Origin of the sequence: Gudongella sp. DL1XJH-153 (genome assembly GCF_049310905.1) — a bacterium.
Lineage (GTDB): Bacteria > Bacillota > Clostridia > Tissierellales > Tissierellaceae > Gudongella.
Genome location: NZ_JBMEMN010000008.1, coordinates 41,445 through 66,561 on the forward strand (window position 1 = coordinate 41,445; position 25,117 = coordinate 66,561).

The 25,117-nt window shown below is 39.8% G+C and carries 19 protein-coding genes; 12 read left to right on the forward strand and 7 right to left on the reverse strand.

The genetic code is table 11. The features are described from left to right. The first annotated feature begins 24 nt into the window (after positions 1 to 24). The 8 genes from buk to ACOEN1_RS05045 all read left to right on the forward strand — a co-directional run bounded on the left by buk (position 25) and on the right by ACOEN1_RS05045 (position 10,329). On the forward strand, positions 25 to 1,089 hold the full coding sequence (gene buk, locus ACOEN1_RS05010; protein ID WP_422485389.1) for a butyrate kinase: 1,065 nt from the start codon (positions 25 to 27) through the stop codon (positions 1,087 to 1,089). Between the two features lie 276 nt (positions 1,090 to 1,365). Further along, a complete protein-coding gene (locus ACOEN1_RS05015; protein ID WP_422485390.1) occupies positions 1,366 to 2,757 on the forward strand; it encodes an IS1182 family transposase in 1,392 nt (463 codons plus the stop codon). A 253-nt stretch (positions 2,758 to 3,010) separates the two neighbouring features. After that, positions 3,011 to 4,318, forward strand: a complete 1,308-nt coding sequence (gene rsxC / locus ACOEN1_RS05020; RefSeq protein ID WP_422485391.1) for an electron transport complex subunit RsxC — start codon at positions 3,011 to 3,013, stop codon at positions 4,316 to 4,318. Beyond that, on the forward strand, positions 4,315 to 5,274 hold the full coding sequence (locus ACOEN1_RS05025; protein WP_422485392.1) for an RnfABCDGE type electron transport complex subunit D: 960 nt from the start codon (positions 4,315 to 4,317) through the stop codon (positions 5,272 to 5,274). Before rsxC ends, ACOEN1_RS05025 begins: the two co-directional genes overlap by 4 nt. Positions 5,275 to 5,291: 17 nt before the next feature. Beyond that, positions 5,292 to 5,828, forward strand: coding sequence for a GNAT family N-acetyltransferase (locus ACOEN1_RS05030; RefSeq protein WP_422485393.1), 537 nt, complete (start codon positions 5,292 to 5,294; stop codon positions 5,826 to 5,828). A 277-nt stretch (positions 5,829 to 6,105) separates the two neighbouring features. Beyond that, on the forward strand, positions 6,106 to 7,935 hold the full coding sequence (locus ACOEN1_RS05035) for a stalk domain-containing protein (protein ID WP_422485395.1): 1,830 nt from the start codon (positions 6,106 to 6,108) through the stop codon (positions 7,933 to 7,935). A gap of 168 nt (positions 7,936 to 8,103) precedes the next feature. Beyond that, positions 8,104 to 8,451, forward strand: coding sequence for a YwpF family protein (locus tag ACOEN1_RS05040; protein ID WP_422485396.1), 348 nt, complete (start codon positions 8,104 to 8,106; stop codon positions 8,449 to 8,451). 216 nt (positions 8,452 to 8,667) lie between these two features. Next, positions 8,668 to 10,329 (forward strand): glycosyl hydrolase family 18 protein, encoded by a 1,662-nt coding sequence (locus ACOEN1_RS05045; protein ID WP_422485397.1) that lies wholly within the window; start codon positions 8,668 to 8,670, stop codon positions 10,327 to 10,329. A gap of 205 nt (positions 10,330 to 10,534) precedes the next feature. On the opposite strand, the gene ACOEN1_RS05050 is transcribed toward ACOEN1_RS05045, so the two are convergent. From ACOEN1_RS05050 to ACOEN1_RS05080, 7 genes are all read right to left on the reverse strand, one after another. Continuing rightward, complete coding sequence (locus ACOEN1_RS05050; protein ID WP_422485398.1) at positions 10,535 to 11,029, reverse strand: hypothetical protein; 495 nt, start codon at positions 11,027 to 11,029, stop codon at positions 10,535 to 10,537. 55 nt (positions 11,030 to 11,084) lie between these two features. Continuing rightward, positions 11,085 to 12,074: a 4-hydroxythreonine-4-phosphate dehydrogenase PdxA gene (gene pdxA, locus ACOEN1_RS05055; RefSeq protein ID WP_422485399.1), complete on the reverse strand. Its 990-nt coding sequence runs from the start codon at positions 12,072 to 12,074 to the stop codon at positions 11,085 to 11,087. 93 nt (positions 12,075 to 12,167) lie between these two features. Then, positions 12,168 to 12,965: an ABC transporter permease gene (locus ACOEN1_RS05060; RefSeq protein WP_422485401.1), complete on the reverse strand. Its 798-nt coding sequence runs from the start codon at positions 12,963 to 12,965 to the stop codon at positions 12,168 to 12,170. 15 nt (positions 12,966 to 12,980) lie between these two features. Next, positions 12,981 to 13,787 carry an ABC transporter permease subunit gene (locus tag ACOEN1_RS05065; protein WP_422485403.1) on the reverse strand — a complete coding sequence of 269 codons (807 nt, stop codon included), beginning with the start codon at positions 13,785 to 13,787 and terminating at the stop codon, positions 12,981 to 12,983. 12 nt (positions 13,788 to 13,799) lie between these two features. Beyond that, on the reverse strand, positions 13,800 to 14,681 hold the full coding sequence (locus tag ACOEN1_RS05070; RefSeq protein ID WP_422485404.1) for an ABC transporter ATP-binding protein: 882 nt from the start codon (positions 14,679 to 14,681) through the stop codon (positions 13,800 to 13,802). After that, positions 14,678 to 15,292, reverse strand: coding sequence for a TetR/AcrR family transcriptional regulator (locus tag ACOEN1_RS05075; protein WP_422485405.1), 615 nt, complete (start codon positions 15,290 to 15,292; stop codon positions 14,678 to 14,680). Before ACOEN1_RS05075 ends, ACOEN1_RS05070 begins: the two co-directional genes overlap by 4 nt. A gap of 148 nt (positions 15,293 to 15,440) precedes the next feature. Then, positions 15,441 to 16,073 carry a hypothetical protein gene (locus tag ACOEN1_RS05080; protein WP_422485406.1) on the reverse strand — a complete coding sequence of 211 codons (633 nt, stop codon included), beginning with the start codon at positions 16,071 to 16,073 and terminating at the stop codon, positions 15,441 to 15,443. Between the two features lie 347 nt (positions 16,074 to 16,420). On the opposite strand from ACOEN1_RS05080, the gene ACOEN1_RS05085 reads away from it, so the two are divergent. The 4 genes from ACOEN1_RS05085 to addA all read left to right on the forward strand — a co-directional run bounded on the left by ACOEN1_RS05085 (position 16,421) and on the right by addA (position 25,081). Then, on the forward strand, positions 16,421 to 16,873 hold the full coding sequence (locus ACOEN1_RS05085; protein ID WP_422485407.1) for a GNAT family N-acetyltransferase: 453 nt from the start codon (positions 16,421 to 16,423) through the stop codon (positions 16,871 to 16,873). 219 nt (positions 16,874 to 17,092) lie between these two features. Beyond that, positions 17,093 to 17,932 carry an ADP-ribosylglycohydrolase family protein gene (locus ACOEN1_RS05090; protein ID WP_422485409.1) on the forward strand — a complete coding sequence of 280 codons (840 nt, stop codon included), beginning with the start codon at positions 17,093 to 17,095 and terminating at the stop codon, positions 17,930 to 17,932. A gap of 35 nt (positions 17,933 to 17,967) precedes the next feature. Then, positions 17,968 to 21,387, forward strand: coding sequence for a PD-(D/E)XK nuclease family protein (locus tag ACOEN1_RS05095; protein ID WP_422485410.1), 3,420 nt, complete (start codon positions 17,968 to 17,970; stop codon positions 21,385 to 21,387). Then, positions 21,374 to 25,081, forward strand: a complete 3,708-nt coding sequence (addA, locus tag ACOEN1_RS05100) for a helicase-exonuclease AddAB subunit AddA (protein ID WP_422485411.1) — start codon at positions 21,374 to 21,376, stop codon at positions 25,079 to 25,081. The genes ACOEN1_RS05095 and addA overlap by 14 nt, the downstream gene beginning before the upstream one ends. Positions 25,082 to 25,117: the final 36 nt, after the last annotated feature.

The following is a 25,117-nucleotide window of genomic DNA, read 5'->3' on the forward strand; positions in this document are numbered from 1 at the left end:
AATACTGTGAGGTGATGTGATATCATGTATAAAATATTAGCAATCAATCTAGGATCTACATCTTCAAAGATTGCATATTACGAGGACGATATTTGCAAAGTAAAAGCGAATATTGAGCATCCAGCTGATGAAATTTCAAAATTTGGACATTTTATGGAGCAGGATGAATACCGAAGAAGTTATATAACTGAATTTTTAAGAGATAATAATATTGTGATGGAAGAATTAGATGCAATAGTTAGTAGAGGTGGACACACACGACCAATAGAAAGTGGTGTCTATAAAATATCCGAATTAATGATGGAAGAGCAAGCAAGTGGAAAATTTGGACAACATCCATGCGACTTGGGAAGCAAAATTGCATACAAAATGTGCAATGATATTTACGCCCTCCCATTAGTTGTTGATCCACCTGTCACAGATGAATTTGAAGATATATCAAGACTATCAGGTCACCCACTTCTCGAGAGGAAAAGTAAATTCCATGCTCTTAGTCACAAAGCTACAGCTAAAAGATATGCAAGAGAGAACAATCTAAACTATGAAAAATTAAATTTAATTGTTGCGCATATAGGAGGTGGCGTCTCAGTAGCTGCCCATTTAAAAGGCAGAATGATAGATGGAGATAATGGGCTTGAAGGTGATGGAGCATATTCAACAAATCGAACGGGTGGTCTACCAGCTGGAGACCTGGTGAATTTATGTTTTTCTGGAGATTATTCACATGACCAAGTCAAGAAGATGATAAATGGAAATGGTGGACTAATGGCATATGTAGGATCGAATGATGTTAAGGAAATTCAAGAAATTGCAAAAAATGATGAGAAAGTAGCTCTTTATTTGGAGGGTATGATTTATCAAATAAGCAAACAAATAGGATCATATGCAACTGTACTTAGTGGAAAAGTAGATGCAATTCTGATTACTGGAGGTATTGCCTATTCAGAATTAATAGTAGAAAAAATTAAGCGTAGATGTTCTTTCATAGCACCTATAGTAGTATATCCCGGTGAAAATGAAATGGACTCACTTGCTCGAGGAGCATGGGAAGCATTATTGGGAGAAGTTAATATAAGAGAACTAGATTAAACAGTAAGACTAAGTGCATTTTGTAGTATATGATAAATATCTAAACCTGCATAATTCAACTAATAAATGTAGTATTAACAACTCATGAAAAACAAGCTAACAATTCCCCCAAGACTAAAATAGTATTTAGGAAAAGATCTTGATTTATTTAAATCAAGATCTTTTCCTGAGTTTATCGAAAAAGTAAGCAAATATATATTTTTTTTAGAAAATCCTTTAAAGCAAAAAGGATTTTCTTCTTTTTTGTCGAATATATATAAGAGAGGGGTGATTTTGATGATGACAAGAGGAAAGAAAGATAAGAAACAGCTTCAACTGGAGTTGGTTATGCTCGAACAACTAGTAAAGAAAGACCATGATTTGAGGAAAATCGATAAATACATAAATTTTGATTTCATATACGATCTTGTAGAACCTTTTTATGCAGAAGATAAAGGCAGACCATCCATAGACCCTGTAGTTCTTTTCAAGATGTCATTGATCCAGGCATTGGATGGTATCAGGTCCGAAGAAAAACTGGTGGATGCAATCCACCACAACATGGCATATCGATGGTTCCTGGGCTATGGCTTGACAGAGCCAATACCTGATCATTCAACAATAAGTCACAATAGAGCGGTGAGATTCAAGGATTCAAACATATACGAAGATATATTCAATGAAATTGTCCTAAAAGCAATAGATCATGGGTTCGTAAACGGGAAAATAGTCTACACAGATTCAACTCATGTAAAAGCCAATGCCAGCAATTCCAAATATGAAAGCATAGAAGAAACACGAGTAATCAAAGAAGATGAGTCCCTTCTTAAGCTTGTGAATGATAAAAGGATTAGCAAAGGTCAGAAGCCCCTCGAGCCAGCTGAGCCAAAGACAGAAGTGCATACAAGAAAAGCAAGTAAAACAGATCCAGACAGTGGCTACATGCATAGAGATAGAAAGCCTGTTGGATTTTATCATTTAGTTCATGGAACCGTTGACAGTGCAAACAAAATCCTCTTAAGCGCACACGTAACCCCTGGAAATATTCATGATAGTACAGTATATATGGATAACTTGGAAGAAATGTTTGAAAGACTGGAATTGGCCCCAAAATATGCAGGAGCAGATGCGGGATATTTTAATTTGGATATAATTGAAGAATTGACAAGCAAAGGAATTACACCGGTAATTGGACCGAGAAGATATGCCTCAAAGAGAGGCAAGAAATCAAAATACTGGTTTGAATACTATCCAGAAGAAGATACATATCGCTGCTTCGAAGGAAAGGAACTAAGATACAGAACAACGACGCGGCAAGGCTATGTAGAATACCGTAGTGATAAAGAAGTTTGCAAAAATTGTCCCAAACGAGAAAAATGCTTGTATGAAAGCAGCATAACAGGAGAAATATCTCCAGATCAGACACGGATAATACGCAGACACATAAAAGAACACTACGCTGATGAAGTAAGGTCATTTATGAAAACTGAAAAGGGAAAGAAGCTTTATCAACGTCGAAAAGAAACAATAGAAAGGGCATTTGCAGATTTGAAAGAATTGATGGGCATGAGATATGCCCATTACAGAGGTTCCCATGGAGTTAAATCCCAAGTCCTAATGACTGGGGTTGCTTACAATGCAAAAAAGATAGCTAGATTGTTAGATAAGCAGGAAAACCCCCAAAGTTAAGGGGATAAAGTGTCTAAAACACAACCTAATATTGCGATAATACATGAATAGATATGAAAAATGCAGTATTTCTGGAACAAGCCTCTAGAAATACTGCATTTTTCGATAATCTCAGGAAAAGATCTTGATTTATTTAAATCAAGATCTTTTCCTTTGTAAGGGTTGAATTTAATAGAATAATATTTGTTTTGATGGGGTAACTGTAAAAGAGGAGAACACAGGATTACATACAATATGAATGCGAGGAAATCATATGAGCATATTTGACAAATGGAAGGCAGGCGGCCTCCAGATCCCAAAGAACAAGGAAGCCACCAGAAACTTAAAGACAATAGAGGCAACAGCACCGAAGCTGTTGTATTTCCCCATGGACATGCATATCGGCTCACCAGCCAAGGTGGAGGTGGAAGTTGGGGACAGGGTCCAAATTGGAACACTTCTTGGATCCAGGGACAAGGGAATATCAACAAACATCCACTCATCAGTATCCGGTAAGGTAGTGGCAATTGAGAACCGAAGGGTGTTCAGAGGAGAAAGCACTTGCGTAGTGGTTGAGAATGACTTCAAGGATGATGCAGATACCTTGGAGAGCATTGTTGAGCATCTTGAATCAGAGGAATTCAGCGAGCGTATACAGGATGCAGGAATCACTGGAAAGGGAGGAGCAGGATTCCCAACAGCCATAAAATACAACAAGGAGCACAAGGAAGTGGAGTACCTTGTTGTAAACGGTTCGGAATGTGAACCATACTCAACATCAGACTTCAGGTGCATGGTTGAATACAGCGAAGAGATAGTTCAGATAATCCGAGCAATATCAAGGATATATGTAATTGATGATACATACATAGCCGTTGAGGACCATATGGTAGAGGCAATTGAACAGCTGCAAAAAGCAATTGATAAAACAGGAACTGAACACATAAGAATTCATGTTCTTCCATCAGAGTACCCACAGGGTCATGCGGGACTTCAGATAAGGGAAGTTCTTGGAATAGAAACAATGGAAGGGCAAAGATCCGGAGATATCGGTGTCCTCCAGTCAAACGTGTCCACAATAAAGGCGATCTATGATGCAGTTTACGATAACAGACCACTTGTAAAACGAATCATAACTGTTACAGGACCAATGATAAAAGAACCCAAGAATCTAATGGTAAGAATCGGAACTCCAGTAAGCCATCTGCTAGAGGAATGCGGAGGATTGTTACAGGGAGAAGTGGATATGATAAACGGTGGTCCAATGATGGGTCGGATATTCCACAATACGGATATCCCGGTTGACAAGGATACCACGACCCTCCTGTTTATGGAGAAACAACAAGAGAGGGAGGAAACGGATTGCATAAGATGTGCAAGGTGCATCGACAATTGTCCTGTAGACCTTCAACCAATCCTAATAAGCAATACGTACAGGGAAGGAGCATATGACAAGGCACCGGCATTAAGATCAGAAAGCTGCATATCCTGTGGCACCTGTACATTTGTATGCCCTGCAAACATTCCACTTCTTGAAGATATTCAGGCTCTGAACAAAAAATGGAAGGAGATGCAGTCATGAAAAAGATTAAAACATCCCCTTTCCTAAGAACACCAGTAACAACGAGAACAATAATGAGAGATGTCTTGATTGCACTTTTACCAGTAAGCATAATGGCAGTTGTACAGTTTGGAATTAAGAGCCTTGTGATGATACTTTTGGGTATCACATCGGCGGTACTGTTTGAATTCCTGTATCAGAAGTTCAAAGGCAAGAAGATTACCATAACAGACCTTTCAGCAGCTGTAACAGGACTTCTGGTAGCTTTAAGCTACCCGGTAACTGCACCCCTTTGGATAATTGTTTTTGGTAGCTTTATCGCAATTGTACTTATCAAGCAGCTTTCAGGAGGGATTGGAAAGAATAATCTCAATCCTGCAGTCTTTTCAAGGGTACTGGTAAAGATACTGTTTACACCAATTATTACAGGGTGGGTCTTGCCAGGAGCAGATATGATATCAACAGCAACACCCCTTGAGTTTATTGGAAATGGGCAGACTGCAATTGCCCAGGGAGCGCCTGAGATGCAGGCACTGTTCTTTGGTGCAATAGGAGGGGGTATCGGAGAAACAGTCAAGTGGGCAATAATTCTTGGCGCCATTTACCTGATCTACCGAAGGGTAATAAACATAAAGATTCCATTGGCAACCCTTGCAGGACTTTTCTTTATTTCAATGCTCTTTGGAAAGTCCAGTCTGGAATTTGCATTGTATCATGTTCTTTCCGGAACAGCGATGTTTGCGGCAGTCTTTATGGTAACAGACTATTCATCGGGCCCGCTAAATCAAAGGGCACGGGTTTATTACGGACTAAGCATCGGGATCCTGACAGGGATTGTGCGACACCTGTTTGCACTTCCTGGCGGGATAGGAGTAGCAATTCTAATTATGAACATATTGGCACCGATATATGATGCCTGGTTTACACCAAGGGTATTTGGACACAAGGGTAAACGGGTAGTCATAGAAACCAGATAGGGAGATGAAGGTTAGAGATGAAGGAGATAGAATTAAAAGATGGCAGGAAAATGAGAATAAGAGAGGCAACAAAATCAGATGCCAGAGAAATCATTGAATACCTTCAGAAAGTTGGGGGAGAATCCGATTTTATAACATTTGGCAAAGATGAATTTGACAAGACTATTGCGGAAGAGGAAATGTTTATTGAAAATATTTCAAAGACAAAAAATGCCCTGTTTATTCTTGCAGAAATGGACGGAAAGATAATTGGCAACCTTAGCTTTGCAGGAGGACCCAGAAAAAGGATTGAACATGTTGGTGAGTTCGGAGTTACGGTCCTTAAAGACTATTGGGGAATAGGAGTGGGCACAGCCCTGGTAAAGGAACTTATACAATGGAGTAGAGATTCTGGAATAATTAGAAAGATAAATCTAAGGTCGAGAACCGATAACTTCTCGGCGATCTCAACTTATGAAAAGCTTGGATTTGTCCAGGAAGGGATTAGAACCAGAGACCTTTGCATAGATGATAAGTTCTACGACTCAATATGCATGGGCTTAGAGATTGATTAATATTAATTGATTATTATCAGTAAACATTGAATTGCGAAACTTATTATTTGGGTATCATATAGTAAAAGTAGAATAAATGCATTAGCAACGGGCGCCTTGATCTTGGAGTCCAACAGATGGACGCTTGACTCCAAATGAGCGAATAGCGAAACCGACCTTTTATTTAGGTCGGTTTTTTTCGTGGGCAATATAACTAAAAGATGCATCAATAATTACGGGGGTGAAAAAAGAGCAGAGTCAGTCAGAGATTTAGAAACTTTAAAAGGAGGTGTACGATATGAATATTAGAAATATCAAAAGAATTTCCATTTTACTAATTCTGGGATTGCTGATAATGAATCTACCATTTTTCACAGGCATGATTTATGCTCAGGAAGATCAAAAACAAATAAGTATAACAGTCAATGGTTTGGATGTAAGCTTTGACAGTCCTCCAATAATTGAGGAAGGAAGGACTCTTGTACCCTTAAGAGCAATATTTGAAAGTCTTGACGCCGATGTGGTATGGGATGCAATTGAGAGAAAAGTAACTTCTACAAAAGGCGAAACAACAATTGTCCTTTACATAGGTAATAACGTGGCAATGGTCAATGGAGAATCGATAACACTTGATGTGCCACCTAGAATTGTCAATGGGAGGACGCTTGTACCAGTAAGATTTATAAGTGAGTCTTTTGGGGCTGATGTTAAGTGGGATGGAATAAACAAGATTGTTGCAATAGCTACTGATAAACCTTATACAGGTATTGAAATTCCTGGATTTACTCTACCGGATAATGAGCTTGCAACTTTGCCAAACTGGGTCAAGGAGGGATTGAACCTATCCATAATAGACAAGGGCTATGACTCGGCAAAAATCTACATGGACTCTTTATCCGTCCAGGAGGGTGTGAACATTTCAGATATAAAGCTAGATAATGAATATGATACATTAGCCTTCATACCTGATCAAACCATAATGTGGTCAACGGGATGTGACTTCAGTCCGTATGTTACATTCCAAGGGAATCAGAGCAACACAGGTGGCTGTATTGGTAGGTCTCTGGTTCATATTATGAATATAATCAAGGAAAGAGAGCATAAATATACTCCAGATGTTTCCTTCTGGTATCTGCACAGCAGACAAGTACAGCTGGCTGATGGAGGACCTATAGACACCCAATTTGTACTCCAAAGCAACGGTATCTCTCCGGAGGCTTACGCACACACAGATTACGATGGAGCAGTAAAGAAGACAAATCCAGATGGAAGTATGTATTACGATTACAGCGGGATGCCTCAACCAAACGGATGGACCAACGCTCTGGCAAAGTATTATCGAATGATGGAAAGCGAAAAATTTGAACCAACAAGCCAAAATATCAGATTCGCATTAAGGGAGTATGGTCCTCTACTTGCAGGAGGAGACATGCCACTTATCTTGGGAAACGACCCTGTAGAAGGTCATGCAGTAACAATAGTAGGCTACAATGATCTAACCAGAACCGTAAAATGTCTTAATAGCTATAGCGATTTATGGGGACCAACAGAGAATGGGTATTTAACAATTTCATATGATGATCTGGCAGAAAACTTTGAATACGTAAGATTCTATGTCAGTGTACCCGTTGAACGCGCTGGAACCGATCAGGCTTATTCAGCAAGAATCCACATTGAAACAGGCGGCTATTCAAGGATCAAGCTTAAAGTTACAATAGGTATAGACGATAAGAGTCCATTAACAGTATGGGATACTCCAAATGAAGAAGTTTTTATAGACTACAGTAAAACTCTTAAGCTGGATGTACCACTTCCAACTTATGCATCTAGTAACTGGCCACCTGAAAGAGGTACCCATTGGTATGTAGAAGTTGTTAATACATCTACATGGGACACCGCTGAGCTAAAGGAAATCACATTGGCTAAGCTCTTGAAGGACTCCAGTGGCAACTACGACATGGAAACATTCAAATCCAAGGATGCAGGAACAATTCTTCAACCTGGAGAGACAAGAAAATTCTTTATCCCAAATATTGAGAAGATAGACGTTATGCCAATTGAACCAATATTTGATCCAATCACTGTGCCAATAGAACCAATAACTCAACCAATTATCAACCCATTATAGCGAAGAGAGGGTAACAAGAAAGGGCAGCCTGAGAATTTTCAGGCTGCTTTTTCTGACCTGTTTAGTGAGAGATTACTTGATATTCTTTCAAACATTATTGACATTACTACTGGTATAGATTATTCTAAAAGTAAGGAAACAAAGAAACTTTACTTTTGGAGGTGTGTTATGGAGGCCAATAAACCTAGTAAGACCAAGAATTATGATAAAAAAAGAATTAAGATTTCGTCCAAAAGACAGATTACTATCCCAGCCAAATTTTACGATGCATTGAAGATAGATAAGGAAATGGAATGCATATACACTGAAGGTATGCTTGTTCTTCTGCCTATAAGAAGCGAAAAATCAGAATTTGCAGAGGAAATACTAAAAGACCTGATCAATCAGGGATACAGCGGGGATGACTTACTTAGAGAATTTAAAACAATGAATAGAAAAATGAGACCTGCAGTCGAAAAATTGATTGACGAGGCTGACGAATTGGCAAGAAAAGTTGCTGAAGATTATGTAGACTAATTTTCAGGCTGCTTTTTCTGACCTGATATGCACATTTGAACTCACAGTCAGCATTCTTTAGCTTACAGAATCATAGGTTTTTTGGCATGAATTGTATTAATTTACCGTAGTAAAGCATGATGTGTTGTCGTATAATGATATCAGGAGTTCCCAATCAATGGGAACATATATTGACTTGTGTTATCAATTGTTCTCTATTATGAGAGGAGTGATTAAGTGAATAATAAAAAAAACGCAGCTTTATTGTTTACACTTATTTTTGTTTTCCTGAATTCATCCATAGTCTCTGCCAGTGAAGAAACGAGTTTTTCTGACATCCCTGAAGACAGCCAGATGCTTTCAATAATCAATGAATTTAGTACCAAGGGTATTTTAAGGGGAGTTTCCAATGATGTTTTAGGTTACGGAAATGACATAACAAGAGCTGAATTTATTACCTTTCTGGTCCGAGTTCATGGTTGGGACCTGATTGATACAGAGAATAGCAACTTTATTGATGTCCAATCTGAGCATTGGTTTCATCCTTACATAGAGACTGCTGCACTAAATGATTCCTTCAGTCATATGGACAAAGGGATTGACTTTAGGCCAAATGCTCCCTTGACCCGAGAGCAAGCAGCTTTAATCATAATAAACAGTCTAGGGTACGAAAAGTTAGCCAACTTCAAAAATAATGATAACATAGCATTTGCAGATGTCGAGGGAAATACCGGCTATATCGAACTGATAACAAATTTCGGTATTATGGAATTGCTGGAAGGGAATAAGTTCGCTCCAGAAAAAACATTGAAAAGGGAAGAAGCATTGTCAATACTCCATTCTCTATACAACAAACTAAACAATGAAATTGGGGATGAAAATGTTTTTTATGCGGTGAAAAGCTATAGTCAAAAGGAAATGATGTCAGAATTTGATAGAGTAAGCTTTGGCTGGGCTTCACTGGAATATAATGAAGTAATGGATGAAGTTTCCTTAAAATTGGAACTACCTGTTGGATATGAAGAGCCCTTGATGATTGCAGAATCAAATAGCAGCATCAACTACCTTAATATTTATGCCTCCAATACTTCAGTTTCAGATCAGAACAATCCAGGTCTATTGGAGTCTCTTTTAAGCCGAGATGAATTATATCTTGACCTGATTGATCAAATTTTGGTTGTTTTAGATTCCCATAAGGAGTTTGACGGGGTTGTTATAGATTTTGAGGATATGATATCTGAGGAATTAAAGCCAATGTTCAGCAATTTCATCTCTGAATTGGACAAACGTTTAGAGTTGAAAGACAAAAGTATCATGGTGACAGTACCTCCTGACCTTTACTACAAAGCCTATGATTACAGAAGTCTTTCAGACTCTGCCGATAAATTGATACTGATGGCTCATGATTATAATGCCAAGCTACTTACTGAAAATGAACAAGAAATGGGATATACATATACACCGTTAACTCCAATAGAAAAAGTATATGATTCTCTAGTAGCTATTCTCGATGAAAAAACCGGTGTGGAAGACAGATCCAAGGTATCACTCCAGATTTCCTTCTCAACAGCTCAATGGGGTGTTGATAATCAAGGGAAAGTGGTAAATAAATATCCATATACACCTACCTATGAAATGCTTTACAATAGGATTATTCAGGATGGTGTGGATATATTTTATGATCTTGATAATCAGAATCCTTACATTAAATATTATAATGAAAATGACAATATGGAGTATATTATCTGGTATGAAGATTCTAGAAGTATAGCTGCAAAAATAGGATTGGCAAAGATGTTTGAAATAGAAAGCCTGTCATTTTGGAGATTGGGAAATTTCCCTGACTACAGTGATAAAGCTGGTTCTGAAGTATATCTTAATGTTTTAAACTCATATTAATACAGAGTCATAGAATCAATTATCGACTAACTGATAATTAAAAGTTATTAAGGTGAACCCATAAGTTATATAAACTTTACGGGTTCACCTTTTCATTATAGATTTGGTTTATAGGAAATGAAGTGCATCTACACGTAAGGTATGTTTGTTCTTTGCCTATAAGAAGTGAAAAATCAAATTCTGCTCAAAATGCAAAATTTTTGGATTAACTAATCCATGCATCTCCTTGTTTATCTATTTCCCATTTTTCATTTTCATACTTTACAACCATGCCATCATAGCCAATTGCACCAAGCCCAGAACGCCATTTAGATATATCCATAGTTATTGAATTTCCTTCTATAGGCTCATCTATAATTTCAAAGAGTATGCCTTCTTCAAAGTATAAATCCTCTACATACCCTTCCTCTTTAAGTTCCTCCATTGTCATATCCAAAACTGTGAAACCATAGTCTTCAAGCTCTTTTAACAGTTCTGCTTTTTCTTCATCATCCAAATTTATTATTAATGATGTATCTATAGCAATATATTCAATATTGCTATTAAGAGCAGTGTCTTCTTCATGCAATTTATCAATAACTGTTGTATAGGCTCCGATTTTATCAACATCACTTTCACTTTGTGTGCATGCTACTGTAAATAAGGCGATAGATAGAATAAGTAGTATAAATACTTTTCTTGTGATATTTTTATTCGTCATTATATACCCTCCCATATTGTTATCGTTATCTATATTATGCCCAATATATACTAAATTATATAAAAAACCTGCTATACACCCCAGCCAACCTAATTGCCTCAATCATGCTGATTTCACTGGCGATTCCCGTGCCTGCAATATCAAAGGCAGTACCGTGGTCAACTGAGGTCCTTAAGAACGGGAGGTTATTGGTTATTGATACAGTCTTTTCAAAATTCATCATCTTGGCTGCAATATGGCCTTGGTCGTGATACAGGGATACTACCGCATCATATTTACCAGTAGCTGCGAAATGAAAAACAGAATCTGCTGGGAAGGGGCCAACTACATTATATCCCTCATCAGCTGCCCTCTTTATGGCAGGCCTGATCTCATTCTCTTCCTCATCTCCAAAGAGCCCGTGCTCCCCTCCGTGAGGGTTAAGTGCGGCCACGGCAATTACCGGATCCTTTACACCAAGTCTCTTAAGTGCTGCGAAGGATCTTTTGATCATCTCATACAACTTCATTTCAGTGACAAGATCACAGGCTTTTCTCAATGACACATGCCTTGTCAGGAAGAATATCCGAAGGGAATCAACCTGAAACATGGTCAGGGGATTTGTGACTCCTGTAAGCTTTTCAAGCATTTCAGTGTGACCGATAAAGGGGACATTAGCTGCCCTTAGGGACTCCTTGTTTACAGGAGCAGTTGCAATGGCTTTTATCCTACCATCAATTGCAAGCTCAACAGCCTTTTCAACATACTGGTAGGCTGCCTTTCCGCAGTCACCGCTGACCTTCCCACGATTAAGGCTTTCTATGTCAACATTATCAATATCGAGAATGTTCACAGCTCCGTTCTTGTATGCAAAACTCTCTTCATCGAGGACGTTTATATCAACATTCAGTCCGCAAATTCTAAATGCTTCCTCCATTACTGCGCAGCTTCCAAACACCACAGGTCTGCACAGCTCCAAAATCCCCTTATCAATCAATGCCTTTGCAATTATTTCAGGACCAACTCCTGCAGGGTCTCCCATTGTAACTCCAACTATTGGCTTCACTCTAATCCCTCCCGACAATGTCATGTGCTTGCTCCAATTCAACTCCATACTTAGATTATAGGTTATATTTGAGACAAATCAAATGGATTAGGATTAAATAAGATCCCGTTTGCCAAGACCCCTGATAGCCAGGAGCATCAATGTGCCAATAAGAGCAGCTGAAAGGGCAAGATAGAGAGGACTTAGACCACCTTCAGCCAAGGCAGCAAGATTGAAGTACCTTACAGGTGACAGGAAGTTCAGGTGATTGAGATTGCCAACATACTCTATTGAAAAAGCAATGACGTATGCGACAATAAGAACCAGAAAACCTCCAAGCATACCCCGTTTGTAATGCCCGGTTATGGACCCGAAGAGCATTCCAACAGCCGAAAAGATAACCTGTGTAAGGAATACGCCAATGGTTGAGGTAATGATATGCGGCATTATTGATTGACCATCCCCAAGAAACGGAACCAGGAATACAACTGTTCCCACAGCCGTTAGTAAAGCCAGGACTGCATTGATTATCAGCACCACTATTCCCTTCGAAAGGAGTATTGTCCTTCTGTCATAGGGCTTGGTGTATATAAAATCAGCATAATTTTCCTTTTCATCCCTTGAAACAATATAGAATCCGATGTAGACTGCCAAAGCAAAAAGCACCAGCTGATACCAATAAAACATACTGGCATATCCTCCAAGAGGCGTACTGATTGGAAATGCGTCCACACCAAAGAGGATCTTTACTATTCTAGGGAAATCTGCAACAGTGGTTTCAAGCATATCCATCTGATTTTGAAGACCCTTAAACTCAATACCGCCAAAGGCAGCTGTAAGAATAAGAATAAAGGACCATATGAGAACGAGCTTTCTCTGAAGTCTTAACTCCTTTAATATTATTGATTTCAATTTACACACCTCCCTTTAGACAGTAATAAGGTCTTTTTTCCTGAAAATGAAATATCCCGATGTGATAAAGGCTATTACAAGGAAAAAGAGCCAGTATACAAATCTCATGTCGTAGCCTCCCATGCTTGCTATGACCGACCCACCGAAAAATTTGGGAGGGGACAGGAACAACAGCCAGTCTAATCCTACGGTTGCAGCAAAAGTACCTACTACTACCGTTAGAAACACAACGGTCACTGCAAGTAGAAGTGGCCTTCTGTTTCTTGGCCAAATGACCCCCACAAATATCCCAAGAGCCAGATATATTGCCTGCAGCATAATCAGGGAGAAACCAAGATGCAAGAACATCCTCATGTCAAATCCCTCCGGCAGGTTGATTCTAAGGGCTGCATACGAAGAAACAAAATACACAAACCCAACGGTAAACACTGCCAATGCAGCGGCAAGCAGCTTTGAAAGGAACACCATGCCTCGATCAATAGGCTTGGTGTAAATGAAGTCTGCTGAACGTCCGGTAAAATCCTTTGTATTCACTGATAAACCTAAATGCATTGCAAGGACTGATGTTGCAAGTGTAAAGAACCAGGCATTCACAAAGCCAAACATTCCAATTGGCTCAGAAAGAAACTGTGCACTCATTCCCACGGCTTGAAGGAACTGATTTTCTGAAACCATCTGTTCCAGCTGCTGGGGATCGCCTACAACACTTTTTCCAATATCCGTGAATACAGGTATCAATAGAAATGCCAGGACTGCCATCGCCACGGACCAGGCAATAATCAGAGTTTTCATCTGTTTTAATTCATATTTGAAAACAACCAAGATATTCACCTCCTACTGGTAGTAGTGGAGGAAGATTTCCTCCAGGGTTGGCTCTTCGATAAATACATCCCGTACCTTGAATGAGTTGATTCTTTGAAGAAGGTCTGTAACAGGTCCCATATAGATGAAACTGGCTGAGTTGTCCCTGATTGCAAGGTCAGCTACTCCGTCCATCATAAAGTCCTCTTCACTTATGGCACTATCTGCAAAAATGGATACCTTCTTGTATCCGTTTTTTCTAAGCTCAGTGATGCTCTGGGTATCGATAATCACACCTTCCTTGATGATTGCAACCTTGTCGCACAATTTCTGCACTTCGCTGAGGACATGTGATGAGAAAAGTATGGTCGTTCCCTTTTCATTCTCTTCTCTTAGAATATCGAAGAAAATCTGCTGCATAAGTGGATCAAGTCCGCTTGTGGGTTCATCAAGTATAAGAAGCTTGGGTGAGTGGAGCAGGGCGGAAATGATTCCAACCTTCTTCTTATTACCCATTGAAAGGTCCTCGATTTTACGGCTCATGTCAAGCTGAAGCCTTTCTGAGAGCTCATCCAGTCTGGAGTTGTCCTTCTTTCCGTATAGCTCTGCAGAGTATTTCAGGAATTCCTTCGCTTTCATGTTTTCATAGTAGCTGGGTTCTCCTGAAAGATAGCCTACATCCTTTGCAATATCCGAAGCATGGGCAATACAGTCCTTGCCAAATATGGTTGCACTTCCTGATGTTGGTTTAAGAAGGGCGAGAAGGGTCCTTATGGTAGTGGATTTACCGGCACCGTTGGGACCAATGAATCCGAATATTTCACCCTCATGGACGGAAAAACTCACATCCTCGATACCTCTTTGCTTGCCGTAATACTTTTTGAGATTTTTTATTTCTACAACCGGTTCCTTCATAGATACTCCTCCTTGTAAAGATTATTCCTCAACATCTCCACAGCTTCATTGAACTGACCAATATACTTATCCAATGCTTCTTCGCTATCCAGGGCTACATTCCTGGAAAAGCCCTCGGCCATCCATATCATCATCCTCAATACAACCTTGAGGTCAACATCATCCTTGAATTTTGAAAAGTCAATGTCATCAAGGGCGTAGCTGCTTTGAAAGGACGCTGCATAATCCCTGTAGGTCTGAAGTTCCTCTGATATCTCGTGATCTGACTCAGACAGCATTGAGTTCAGGAACTTGAGGAAAAATGGCTCATCCCTCAATACACCCATCTGCTTTTCAGTGGCAACCTTCATTCTCTCAAAATAGTCCCTGGGCAGGTCTTTCTGGATACTTGTAAGCGGACCTGTTAGAACCTTTGAACAGTAGTCCACAAGATACAGATATAGACTCTTCTTTGTCCCAAAGTAGTGGAAGACCATAGACTTTGATATCCCGGCTTCATCTGCAATATCCTTGACTGAAGCTTTCTTGTACCCGTTTTCACCAAATACCTTTAGTGCTGCATCCCTAATTGACTTTTGCTTGTCTTCAGGGAGCGATAAAAAATTCTCCATATACATCACCTCACCATTATTTCGACCGAATCGGTTTATCTACTTTAAGAATACTACTTTCGACCGAATCGGTCAATATATATTTTGGTGCTTTGCCATTCGAAAAACATAAAAAAAGATACCCGAAAAAGGGTATCAAGATAAAATGTCAATTTTCAATTATTTGATCCTTGTGGTAATAATCAACTCCATCATAAACTCCAATGCGGATCTTTATTTCTCCCACAGAGATATCAAGGGCATTTTCAATTCTATTAGCGATATCTTCAAATACAGCATCAATTCCATCAGAATCAATCTTTTCAACATCCCAGCTGAAATCTATTACATAAGAGTTCATCTGAATTCTCCTTACCAAGTCAGTCTCAAAGGCATCCTCAGCCAGATATTCCTCGTAGACGCTCATTCGATAGTCCAAATAATCAAAATCAGCTCCCAGCGATTCAGTAATAATATTTCTGATATACCTTCTGCTTCTGGCCTCGCCATATGCATCCTCATACCTGGCTTGATCCAGGGAAGAGCGGAATGTAAGGGATGGATCATTCTCAGGGTAGAGAACAAAGTCAAACTCACCTCTCTTGTAGTCGTAGCTGGATCTTTCAACTTTAAACTCCTGGTTATACCGATCCTCAAATAGGTTTACAACAGCACTTCTTTTTTGCCACATCTCAATGGGATTACCCGAAAGAGCGATGTAGAAGTAAAGAACTATAGACAGAATAATTGCTGTAATGACACCAAGAACAATAAGCAATACTTTTTTGCGATTCCGTTTCATATCCTCACCACCACAGATAATGTGTATTTATAATAATAATTATATCACGAAAGGATAAAGATCTTAACAGATTAATGAAATATGCTAACCTGTTAAGAATAGAAAAAGTACTATGACCATACTTGGAGATACTGATTTGAACACCATTCATTTTTAATAGATTTCTTGCATTTTGTGATATGATATATTGAAGAAGTTGACCCAGAAGAATGATAGAGTAGGGGGCAGTTTCCACGCTGCCCCGCATTGATAATAAATATTCTGATGTTTTTATTGATGAATACATTATTTTTATCTAAAAAATGTTTTTATGGGTAATAATTTTTTAGAATAGGAGATGTTAACCAATGAACACAATAGTAAGTGCATCGCCAAAGGACACAAATCTATTAGCTAGTCTAGAAATCAGATCTGAATCTTATTGGGGCTATGATTCCGATTTTATGGATAAATTCAAAAGAATATACTTAATTACTGAAGAATTTATATTAAATAATCCAACTTATATTCTAAAGGACGATGAAATAATAATCGGTTTTTATGGAATATTGCTAGATAATGATGAGGTCTCATTAGAATATCTATTTATAGAGCCTGCGTATATTGGAAAAGGATATGGCAAAATGTTATGGAAGCATGCTCTTGAAGAATGTAAAAAGCTAGGCATTGGAGAGTTTACAATTATAACTAGTCCAGATGCAAGAGGGTTCTATTTGAGATTGGGAGCAACTGTTTTTAGTCAAGTAGATTCATTAATATCAAAGGGAAATAAAACTCCTAAACTTATTTATAGATTATAATCAATTTTCCATAAAACTTCAGAGTGACTTACTTCACAAATTTTATACTATATGCAGCAACAAAGAGACCTTCAGGGTCTCATTTTTTCTGCAAGTCAAGCATCAGTCAATTATTGAAAAATATAATGATTTTAATAGAGTTAATTAACAAGAAGAAGCAGTGGGTATAATCAAAATGAGTGTTTACAGGGATATTCCACATGCAAGGGAGGAACTAACATGATAGGAGCAATAATAGGTGATATAGTAGGATCAAGATTTGAATGGAACAACCATAAGTCAAAGGAATTTGAACTTTTCACACATGAATGCCACTTCACAGATGACACAGTCTTAACCATGGCAGTAGCAAAAGCCATCATGGAAACAGAAAAAACAATCGAACCATCACCAGGAAGATACGGCTTTGATTCAAAGTACTATACATTACTTAGTGAAATGAGCATAAAATTCATGCAGGAAATTGGTAGAAAGTATCCCTATTCAGGTTATGGAGGAAGATTCCACGGCTGGCTGTTCTCGAATAACCCCAAACCATATAACAGCTACGGAAACGGATCAGCAATGAGAATAAGCCCTGCAGGCTTTGCAGCAAGATCTGAAACAGAAGCAATAAGTCTTACAAAAGCAATTACAGAGATAACCCATGATCACGAAGATGGACTGAAGGGAGCAGAAGCAACAACAATGGCAATATATATGGCAAGACAAGGAAACACAAAAGATGAAATAAAAGAAAAGATTTCAACAGAATACTATCCACTTGATTTTATGCTGGACGATATAAGGGAAGAGTATGCATTTGACGTATCATGCCAGGGTAGCGTACCTCAGGCAATAAAGGCATTTCTGGAATCAGAATCATTTGAGGATGCAATCCGAACAGCTATCTCAATCGGAGGCGACAGCGATACCATTGCAGCAATAGCTGGAGCAATTGCAGAGGCACATTACGGAGTACCGGAAGACCTGAAAAAGGAAGCCCTGGAATATCTTGATGATGAATTAAGAGGAATATATGAGGACTGGCAGGAATTCATATCTGGATGTTATAATTAAATAAGCAAACATCACCAGCATTGAGGGGGAAGCATATGAAAATCATTGCAGGAAGAGCAAAATCAGGGAAATCCACCTACATCTATGATGAAATTAAGAAGGAAATGGACAGCAACCCAGACGGGAGCTGTATCCTTATTGTGCCCGAAGTGATGACATTCAGGGCAGAGAGCGACATAATCGAAAAATTCAATGATACAGGGATAATGAACATCAGAATCCTCAGCTTCACAAGATTGGTAAACACAATCCTAGAAGAGACAGGTGGAAGCGTCCTTCCTGATATTACCCTATTTGGCAAGCTGATGCTCTTAAAGAGAGTATTTGATAAGAATTCAGACCAGCTCATGCTCTACAAAAAAGTAGCAGGTCACCAGGGCCTCCTTGTAGAGTTTGAAAAGCTGATTAGGGAACTAAAGGAAAGTAGAATAACTCCAGAAGACCTTGAAAGGGTGATTCAAAATACCGAGAGGTCACTGACCAAAAAGAAGCTTATTGATATAAAGCTTCTTTTTAGAGAGTACAACAGTCTGACAAAAGACAATTTTCAAGATGAGGAAGACAAGCTTGAAAGTGCAATTGAAAAGGTTGAAAACTCAAATCTGATCAGGAGTTCAAAGATCTGGATAGATGGATTTGAGAGCTTTGACAACCAGAAGCTGGAGTTGATAAGGGCACTGAAGGAGCATGCAAGGAGTGTTGAACTGACACTGAACATCGACGCATCCTACCTGGACGAAGATCTGGCCTACGAGGATTTTGATGTATTTAAGATAATTTCGGATACATATCACGAAATGGACAGGATTTTCAAGGACGAAATAAGAGTGCAACCACTTCAAAACGGCAAATCAATGAAACCTGAAATAGAGGCCATCGAAAGGAATCTGTTCTCACTTGAACCGGAGAAGTATGGGGAGGAAACAGAGAACATCAGGATAGCCTCAGCAATGAATCCATATACAGAGGTTGAAAAGGTTGCAAATGTAATCTGTTCACTGGTTAGGGATGAGGACTACAGATGGAAGGACATCAAGATTGCAACAAGCAATCTTGATTCATATAGTCTGGATATAAAAAAGGTGTTTGGAAGATACGATATCCCATATTACATGGACGAAAGAAAAGACATCCTCTCAAACGCCATTGTCAAGAGCATCCTCTTCCTGATGGATATGCTGACTGATAACTTCAGCACGGAAACCGTCTTTAACTACCTGAAAAGCGGATTCTCTCCACTAAGTGGAATGGATGAGAACAATCAACCAGTCCCAATTGAACTAAACCATATCAATGAAATGGAAAACATGGCACTGAAATACGGAATGCAAGGTGACAAGTGGTTTATTGATGGCAATCCACAGTTAAGCCAGGTGGAAGAGGATTTTAGAAAAATCCTTGCAGCTGAGTTTGAACCCGGACGACAGGAGTTTGGAAGGCTTCAGACCGTAGGGGAATACTCAAAGTTTATTCTGGATTTTTTGGACCATCAGGACATGCACAAAAAAGTAGCCAATGAGGTTTCAGCATATGAACAGGATAAGATGTTTGAGGAAGCCAGTGAAATGTCTCAGGCCTGGAACAGTGTGATGGAAGTACTTGAGCAGATGATCCTTATTGCGGAGAAGGAAGAGGTTTCAGTAACTGAATACAGAAAGATTCTTGAAGCAGGATTAAGCGAAATAAGAATAAGAACAATACCTCCCATAATTGACAGCATTGAAATTGGGGATGTAAACAATATTTCAGTAAAGGAATCCAAGGTGTTGTTTATCATGGGAATGAATGAGGGAGTAATTGGAAGCACCCATGAAAAAGGGCTTCTATCGGATGATGACAGGGAAGAAATCATAAAAACAGGCGTAAGGATAAGCAGCGGTTCAGTTTTTCAGTCATACAGGGATGGCCATATTCTCTACAAGTTGTTTACAGTACCAAAGGACAGGCTGATGGTGACATATCCTCTGGCAGGCGGATCAGGTGATTCCCTGCAGCCATCGCTATATATCAGCACCCTTGAGACGATTTTCCCTTCTTTGAAAGAGGAGTCGGATCTGTGGAGACGGGATAAATTTGAAGATGTTACGCTGGAATCAATCACATCAGGTGCCCTGATCAAGAACCTAAGGATGTTTCTAAAAGGGGGAGAGATTGATCCGGTTTGGCTTGCAGTCTACAAATGGTATGAAGAGAACAACAATGAAAAAGCCGAGGAGATAATAGAGAGACTGACCTATACCAAGGAGATTCCAAAGCTTGATCCTGAAACTATAAAAAGCAGGTTTGATGACAAGCTTAGCATGACGGTCTCAAAACTTGAGACCTACTCTGAATGTCCATTTAAATACTTTGTCGAAAACATCCTGTCACCAAGGGAAAGGACAATTCAAAAGGTCGAGTTCTACGATATCGGAAATGAGTACCACGATGTCCTTGAAGAATACATCAAGAGACTGATCCAGGAAACCAGGGACATAATGGATATGGATATGGAAGATGCAGAGAAGCTGATGAAAGAATCAATAGATGAAGTAAGAAGCAGGGACTCCGAAAGAAAGTACACATTTGCATCCAGCAGCCGTAATGACTACATCCAAAGGAAGCTTGAAAGGGTACTCTACAGAAATGCAAGGATAATAATGACCCAGATACAAAGGGGCAAGTTCAGGCCAAGAGCTGTTGAACTTAGGATCGGAAAGTTTGGAAGAGACAATAGCGATTATGAGCATATTGATCCTGTCACAATAACCGTTGATGGTACTCCAGTGGAACTGAGAGGAAAGATTGACCGGGTTGACATGTATGAGGATGACAAAGGAGATATCTATGTAACAGTAATTGACTACAAATCATCATCAAAAGCCTTGGATCTCTGTTTTGCATACGAAGGACTGCAAATGCAGCTTCTTGTCTATGTAAATGCACTTGTCGAAAAGGGAGATGCCTTGCTTGGAAGGAAGCCAAAGATTGCAGGAATATATTATCATCATGTTGATGACCCCATAATCGATAAGGATGTAAAAGACCTGGATCAGCAGATACTGAGAAAACTCAAGCTCAAGGGCTACACCCTTGCTGATGGGGATATGATAAGGTGCATTGATGAAAGAGCCAACGGTTACGGATCGGACATCATCCAGGCTGGAATAAAGCAAGACGGCTCCGTGTCATCCAGGTCAAAGACCCTGACAGAAGACCAGTTTGACGACTTCCTGGCATATATAGATAAAAAGGTCCATGAGATATCCTCAAATATCATAAACGGAGACTTTGAAATATCACCATATAGCTTTGAGAATAAGCAGAAAGCCTGCACCTACTGTGACTACGGAAGCATCTGTCTGTATGATGAGTCAGATGGGGACAAGCCAAGGTATATTGGCAGAATTGATGATGAGACCCTTATAAGGAGAATATCAGACAAAGGAGTGAGTCTAGACGATGGAATGGACTAAAGAACAGAAACGGATAATCGATCTTAGAGATTCCAACGTGCTTGTATCTGCAGCTGCAGGTTCAGGCAAGACCGCCGTACTTGTGGAAAGGGTAATCCAGCTTGTAAGGGATCAGAACGAAGAGATTGACAGCTTTCTCGTCGTCACATTTACAAACGCTGCGGCAGCAGGAATGAAGCAGAAAATACAGAAGGCGCTTGTCAAGGCAATAAAGGAAGGTACAAACACAAAGCACCTTCGAAAGCAATTGAGTCAGCTGAGCAAGGCACAGATAACGACCTTTCACTCATTCTGTCTGGATGTAATAAGGGGTCACTTCAATGAAGTGGGTCTGGATCCCGGGTTTAAAATCGGAGACATGAATGAGCTGGAAAGCCTATACAGGGACGTAATTGACCAGGTGCTTGAAGAATCATACAAGGAAGGCAGCGAGCCATTTAAAACTCTTGTTGAATGCTTTTCAAGCAACAGATACGATACAGAGATATTTGACCTTGTGGACAGGGTCTACAGGTTTATCCAAAGTTTTCCTGAACCTCACAGGTGGATCAATGAGAGCGTAGACTTGCTAAGGATATCCAAGGATGAGCTGGATGGTTCAAGATGGAACCAGGAGCTGTTTAAGCACGTCAGAATGCAACTTAACGGAGCAAGGAGGATGCTGGAAGAGGCAATTAAGAATTGTGAATTGCCTGGAGGTCCTGAAGTCTACATAGACTGCCTAAAGGAGGAACTTTCCACAGTAGATACTCTTGCAGCTTCAACAGACAAGGGTCTGGAGAGTTTTCTCCAAACACTCTATGGTGTGGAATTCAAGAAGATTCCATCTGCTACAGCAAAGAAATATCCAGACATTGACCAGGAAATCAGAAGGAAGGTCAAGGAGGACTTAAGGGACAAGGCAAAGGATATTGTCACGTCCATAAAAGGCATATACATTTACGAGGAGATCTCCCAGTACACAGATGACATCAATCATATGCATGAATCGGTAAATGAGCTTAAGAACCTTGTACAGAGGGTCGATGACCTGTACACAGAGAAGAAAAGGGAAAGGTCCCTTCTTGACTACAATGATCTTGAGCGATATGCACTGCAGATCCTGACACAGCAGCCTGAGTTGCCGGACCTGTCAAAAGGGCTGTCACCATCAGAGATAGCACTGGAATTTAGGAACAAGTTCAAGTATGTCTTTGTGGATGAGTATCAGGATATAAATACAAAGCAGGAAGCCATAATAGACCAGATCAAAAGGGAAGACAATCTCTTTATGGTGGGGGATGTAAAGCAGAGCATCTACAGATTCAGACTTGCGGACCCAAGCATATTCAACTACAAGTACAAAACCTTCAAAAAGGACAGTGAAGACCTGGGCATTGAGGAAATTAACAGGGTAATAGAGCTAAACAGGAACTTCAGAAGCAGAAAGGAAATTCTTGATTCAACCAACCGCATCTTCAGCAGGATAATGTCTGAGGAAATCGGTGAGGTTGACTACAGTGAAAATGTATACCTCAACAATGGGAAAACAGACTTTATCAAAGAGGAATTTGTGGAAATGAACTTTATTAATCTTAACAAGGAATCAGGAAACAGCGATTACACCAAGGATGAAGAAGCTGATGATTCCGATTCCACAGAAGCGGTCGATGATGAACTTAAATTTCTAAGCCAAGCTGAGTTTGAGGCCATCTTTGCAGCAAACAAGGTAAAGGACCTCCTCAAGGAATACACCCATGATGATTCAGAAGAGGGACTTAGAAAAATAGAGTACAAGGATGTTGTCATACTTATTAGGGCTGTATCATCCTGGGCTGGCGTATTTGAGGAAACCTTCAGAAAAGAGGGGATCCCCTTCTATTTTGATGGAGGCGGAGGATACTTCAGTGCAATGGAGATTCAGATAGTGGTAAACCTCCTTAAGATTTTGGACAACACAAATCAGGATATACCCCTATTAAGTGTAATGAGGTCTCCAATCGGCAAGTTTTCAACGAGAGAACTGACTGAAATCAGATCCAGATTTAAAAGGGGAACCTTTGTTGATGCCTGCAAACAATATATTGAAGGCTTAGAAGAAGGTACTGATATTGAGCTAAATGAGGTGCTCCAGCACAAGCTTAAAAACTTCTTCGGATTTCTATACAAATGGACTGCCAAGAGCAGACTGGTTAGGACAGATGAACTGATCTGGGAAATACTGATGGAGACAGAGTATTACGAAATGGTTGGTTCAATGGAAAACGGCAAGCTGAGACAGGCAAACCTGAGGATGCTAGTGGACCGAGCCAATGAGTATACAAAAGGTACAAGCAGAGGACTGTTTGACTTCCTGAAATACATCGAAAAAATATCAGAGAAGAAGGAAGACAAGACTAGTTCAGCCAAGACACTCGGCGAAAATGACAATGTGGTCAGACTGATGTCAATACACAACAGCAAGGGTCTGGAATTCCCGGTGGTGATCCTCTGTGGTCTGAACAAGGGCTTTAACAAGACAGATACCAGAAATCCTATCCTGATGCACAAGGACCTTGGAATTGGATCCAAATATGTGGACCACAAACAGAGAGTAAAAAAGGACACCCTTGGAAGAACAGCAATTGGGAAGAAAAATGAAATCGAAGGCTTGTCAGAGGAAATGAGAATTCTCTATGTGGGAATGACAAGAGCAATAGACAGACTTATCATGGTTGGAACAATCAATAGCCTGGAGGAAAAGGCAAACACCTGGACCTTTGGAAGTGAAAAATACTTTCTCTACAAGGCAAAGTCATTTATGGACTGGATAGGACTGAGTCTTTTCGGTGGACTGGATCCTGAAGAAATCGGCAAGACGATCCAAAAGGGAGCTCACCACAACATCCACTTGAATATGATAAGCACAGCAGAGATTGCTAAGGATAAAAATGATACCGAAAAATATGGCATTGAAGAAAAGCTCGGAGAAATTCGAAGCTTCAATGATCAGGAAATTTATGATGAAGTCAGTCGAAGACTGAGCTTTAGCTATCCTTTCAAGGATTCAGGAAAAGCTCCTTCAAAGCTTTCAGTGACAAGCCTGAAGCACGCAAGCCTGGACCCACAGGGTACAAAGCATGATGTGCCGATACTATCGGAAATGCTGGACTATGACGGCGATGCCAGCAAGCTGGAGGATGGAATGAAGCTAGTGGGAACAGAAATCGGAACCCTGGTCCACCTGGTCTTGGAGCATATAGACCTAAGGGAAGAAATCAACCTGGATGGACTGGAAAAGCAGATTCATGGATTTGTTGAAAGCAATATGATTACAGAAAGACAGTTTGAGTTTATCAGGGAGGCCTATCTTGATAAAATCTATGGCTTCCTGATTTCAGGCATTGGAACCAGAATGAGAAAATCAGCCAACATCAAAAAGGAAGTTCCCTTTATCATCAAGAAAAAGGCAGCGGAGGTCTTCCAGGATATATCAGGAGATGACTCAATCTTTATCCAGGGAATTATCGACTGCTACTTTGAAGAAGACTGTGAAATAGTTATCGTCGACTACAAGACAGACAGATTAAAAGGCAGAACCCCTCAACAATTGGCAGACGAATACAGGGTTCAGATAAGTTCCTACAAGGAGGCAATTGAAAAGATCACCAAAAAGAGAGTTAAGGAATCCTACCTTTACCTGTTCTCAGTAGGTGAACAAGTACAGGTGGATTAAAGGAACAAGTAGAACCATCAGAAAATCAAGAAATAT

Coding starts and splice junctions, on each gene's coding strand:
- buk (WP_422485389.1), top strand. CDS start 25: ATGTATAAAATATTAGCAATCAATCTAGGATCTACATCTTCAAAGATT.
- ACOEN1_RS05085 (WP_422485407.1), top strand. CDS start 16,421: ATGAACACAATAGTAAGTGCATCGCCAAAGGACACAAATCTATTAGCT.
- rsxC (WP_422485391.1), top strand. CDS start 3,011: ATGAGCATATTTGACAAATGGAAGGCAGGCGGCCTCCAGATCCCAAAG.
- ACOEN1_RS05075 (WP_422485405.1), bottom strand. CDS start 15,292: ATGGAGAATTTTTTATCGCTCCCTGAAGACAAGCAAAAGTCAATTAGG.
- ACOEN1_RS05050 (WP_422485398.1), bottom strand. CDS start 11,029: ATGACGAATAAAAATATCACAAGAAAAGTATTTATACTACTTATTCTA.
- ACOEN1_RS05090 (WP_422485409.1), top strand. CDS start 17,093: ATGATAGGAGCAATAATAGGTGATATAGTAGGATCAAGATTTGAATGG.
- ACOEN1_RS05040 (WP_422485396.1), top strand. CDS start 8,104: ATGGAGGCCAATAAACCTAGTAAGACCAAGAATTATGATAAAAAAAGA.
- ACOEN1_RS05015 (WP_422485390.1), top strand. CDS start 1,366: ATGATGACAAGAGGAAAGAAAGATAAGAAACAGCTTCAACTGGAGTTG.
- ACOEN1_RS05035 (WP_422485395.1), top strand. CDS start 6,106: ATGAATATTAGAAATATCAAAAGAATTTCCATTTTACTAATTCTGGGA.
- ACOEN1_RS05095 (WP_422485410.1), top strand. CDS start 17,968: ATGAAAATCATTGCAGGAAGAGCAAAATCAGGGAAATCCACCTACATC.
- ACOEN1_RS05070 (WP_422485404.1), bottom strand. CDS start 14,681: ATGAAGGAACCGGTTGTAGAAATAAAAAATCTCAAAAAGTATTACGGC.
- ACOEN1_RS05080 (WP_422485406.1), bottom strand. CDS start 16,073: ATGAAACGGAATCGCAAAAAAGTATTGCTTATTGTTCTTGGTGTCATT.
- addA (WP_422485411.1), top strand. CDS start 21,374: ATGGAATGGACTAAAGAACAGAAACGGATAATCGATCTTAGAGATTCC.
- ACOEN1_RS05025 (WP_422485392.1), top strand. CDS start 4,315: ATGAAAAAGATTAAAACATCCCCTTTCCTAAGAACACCAGTAACAACG.
- ACOEN1_RS05030 (WP_422485393.1), top strand. CDS start 5,292: ATGAAGGAGATAGAATTAAAAGATGGCAGGAAAATGAGAATAAGAGAG.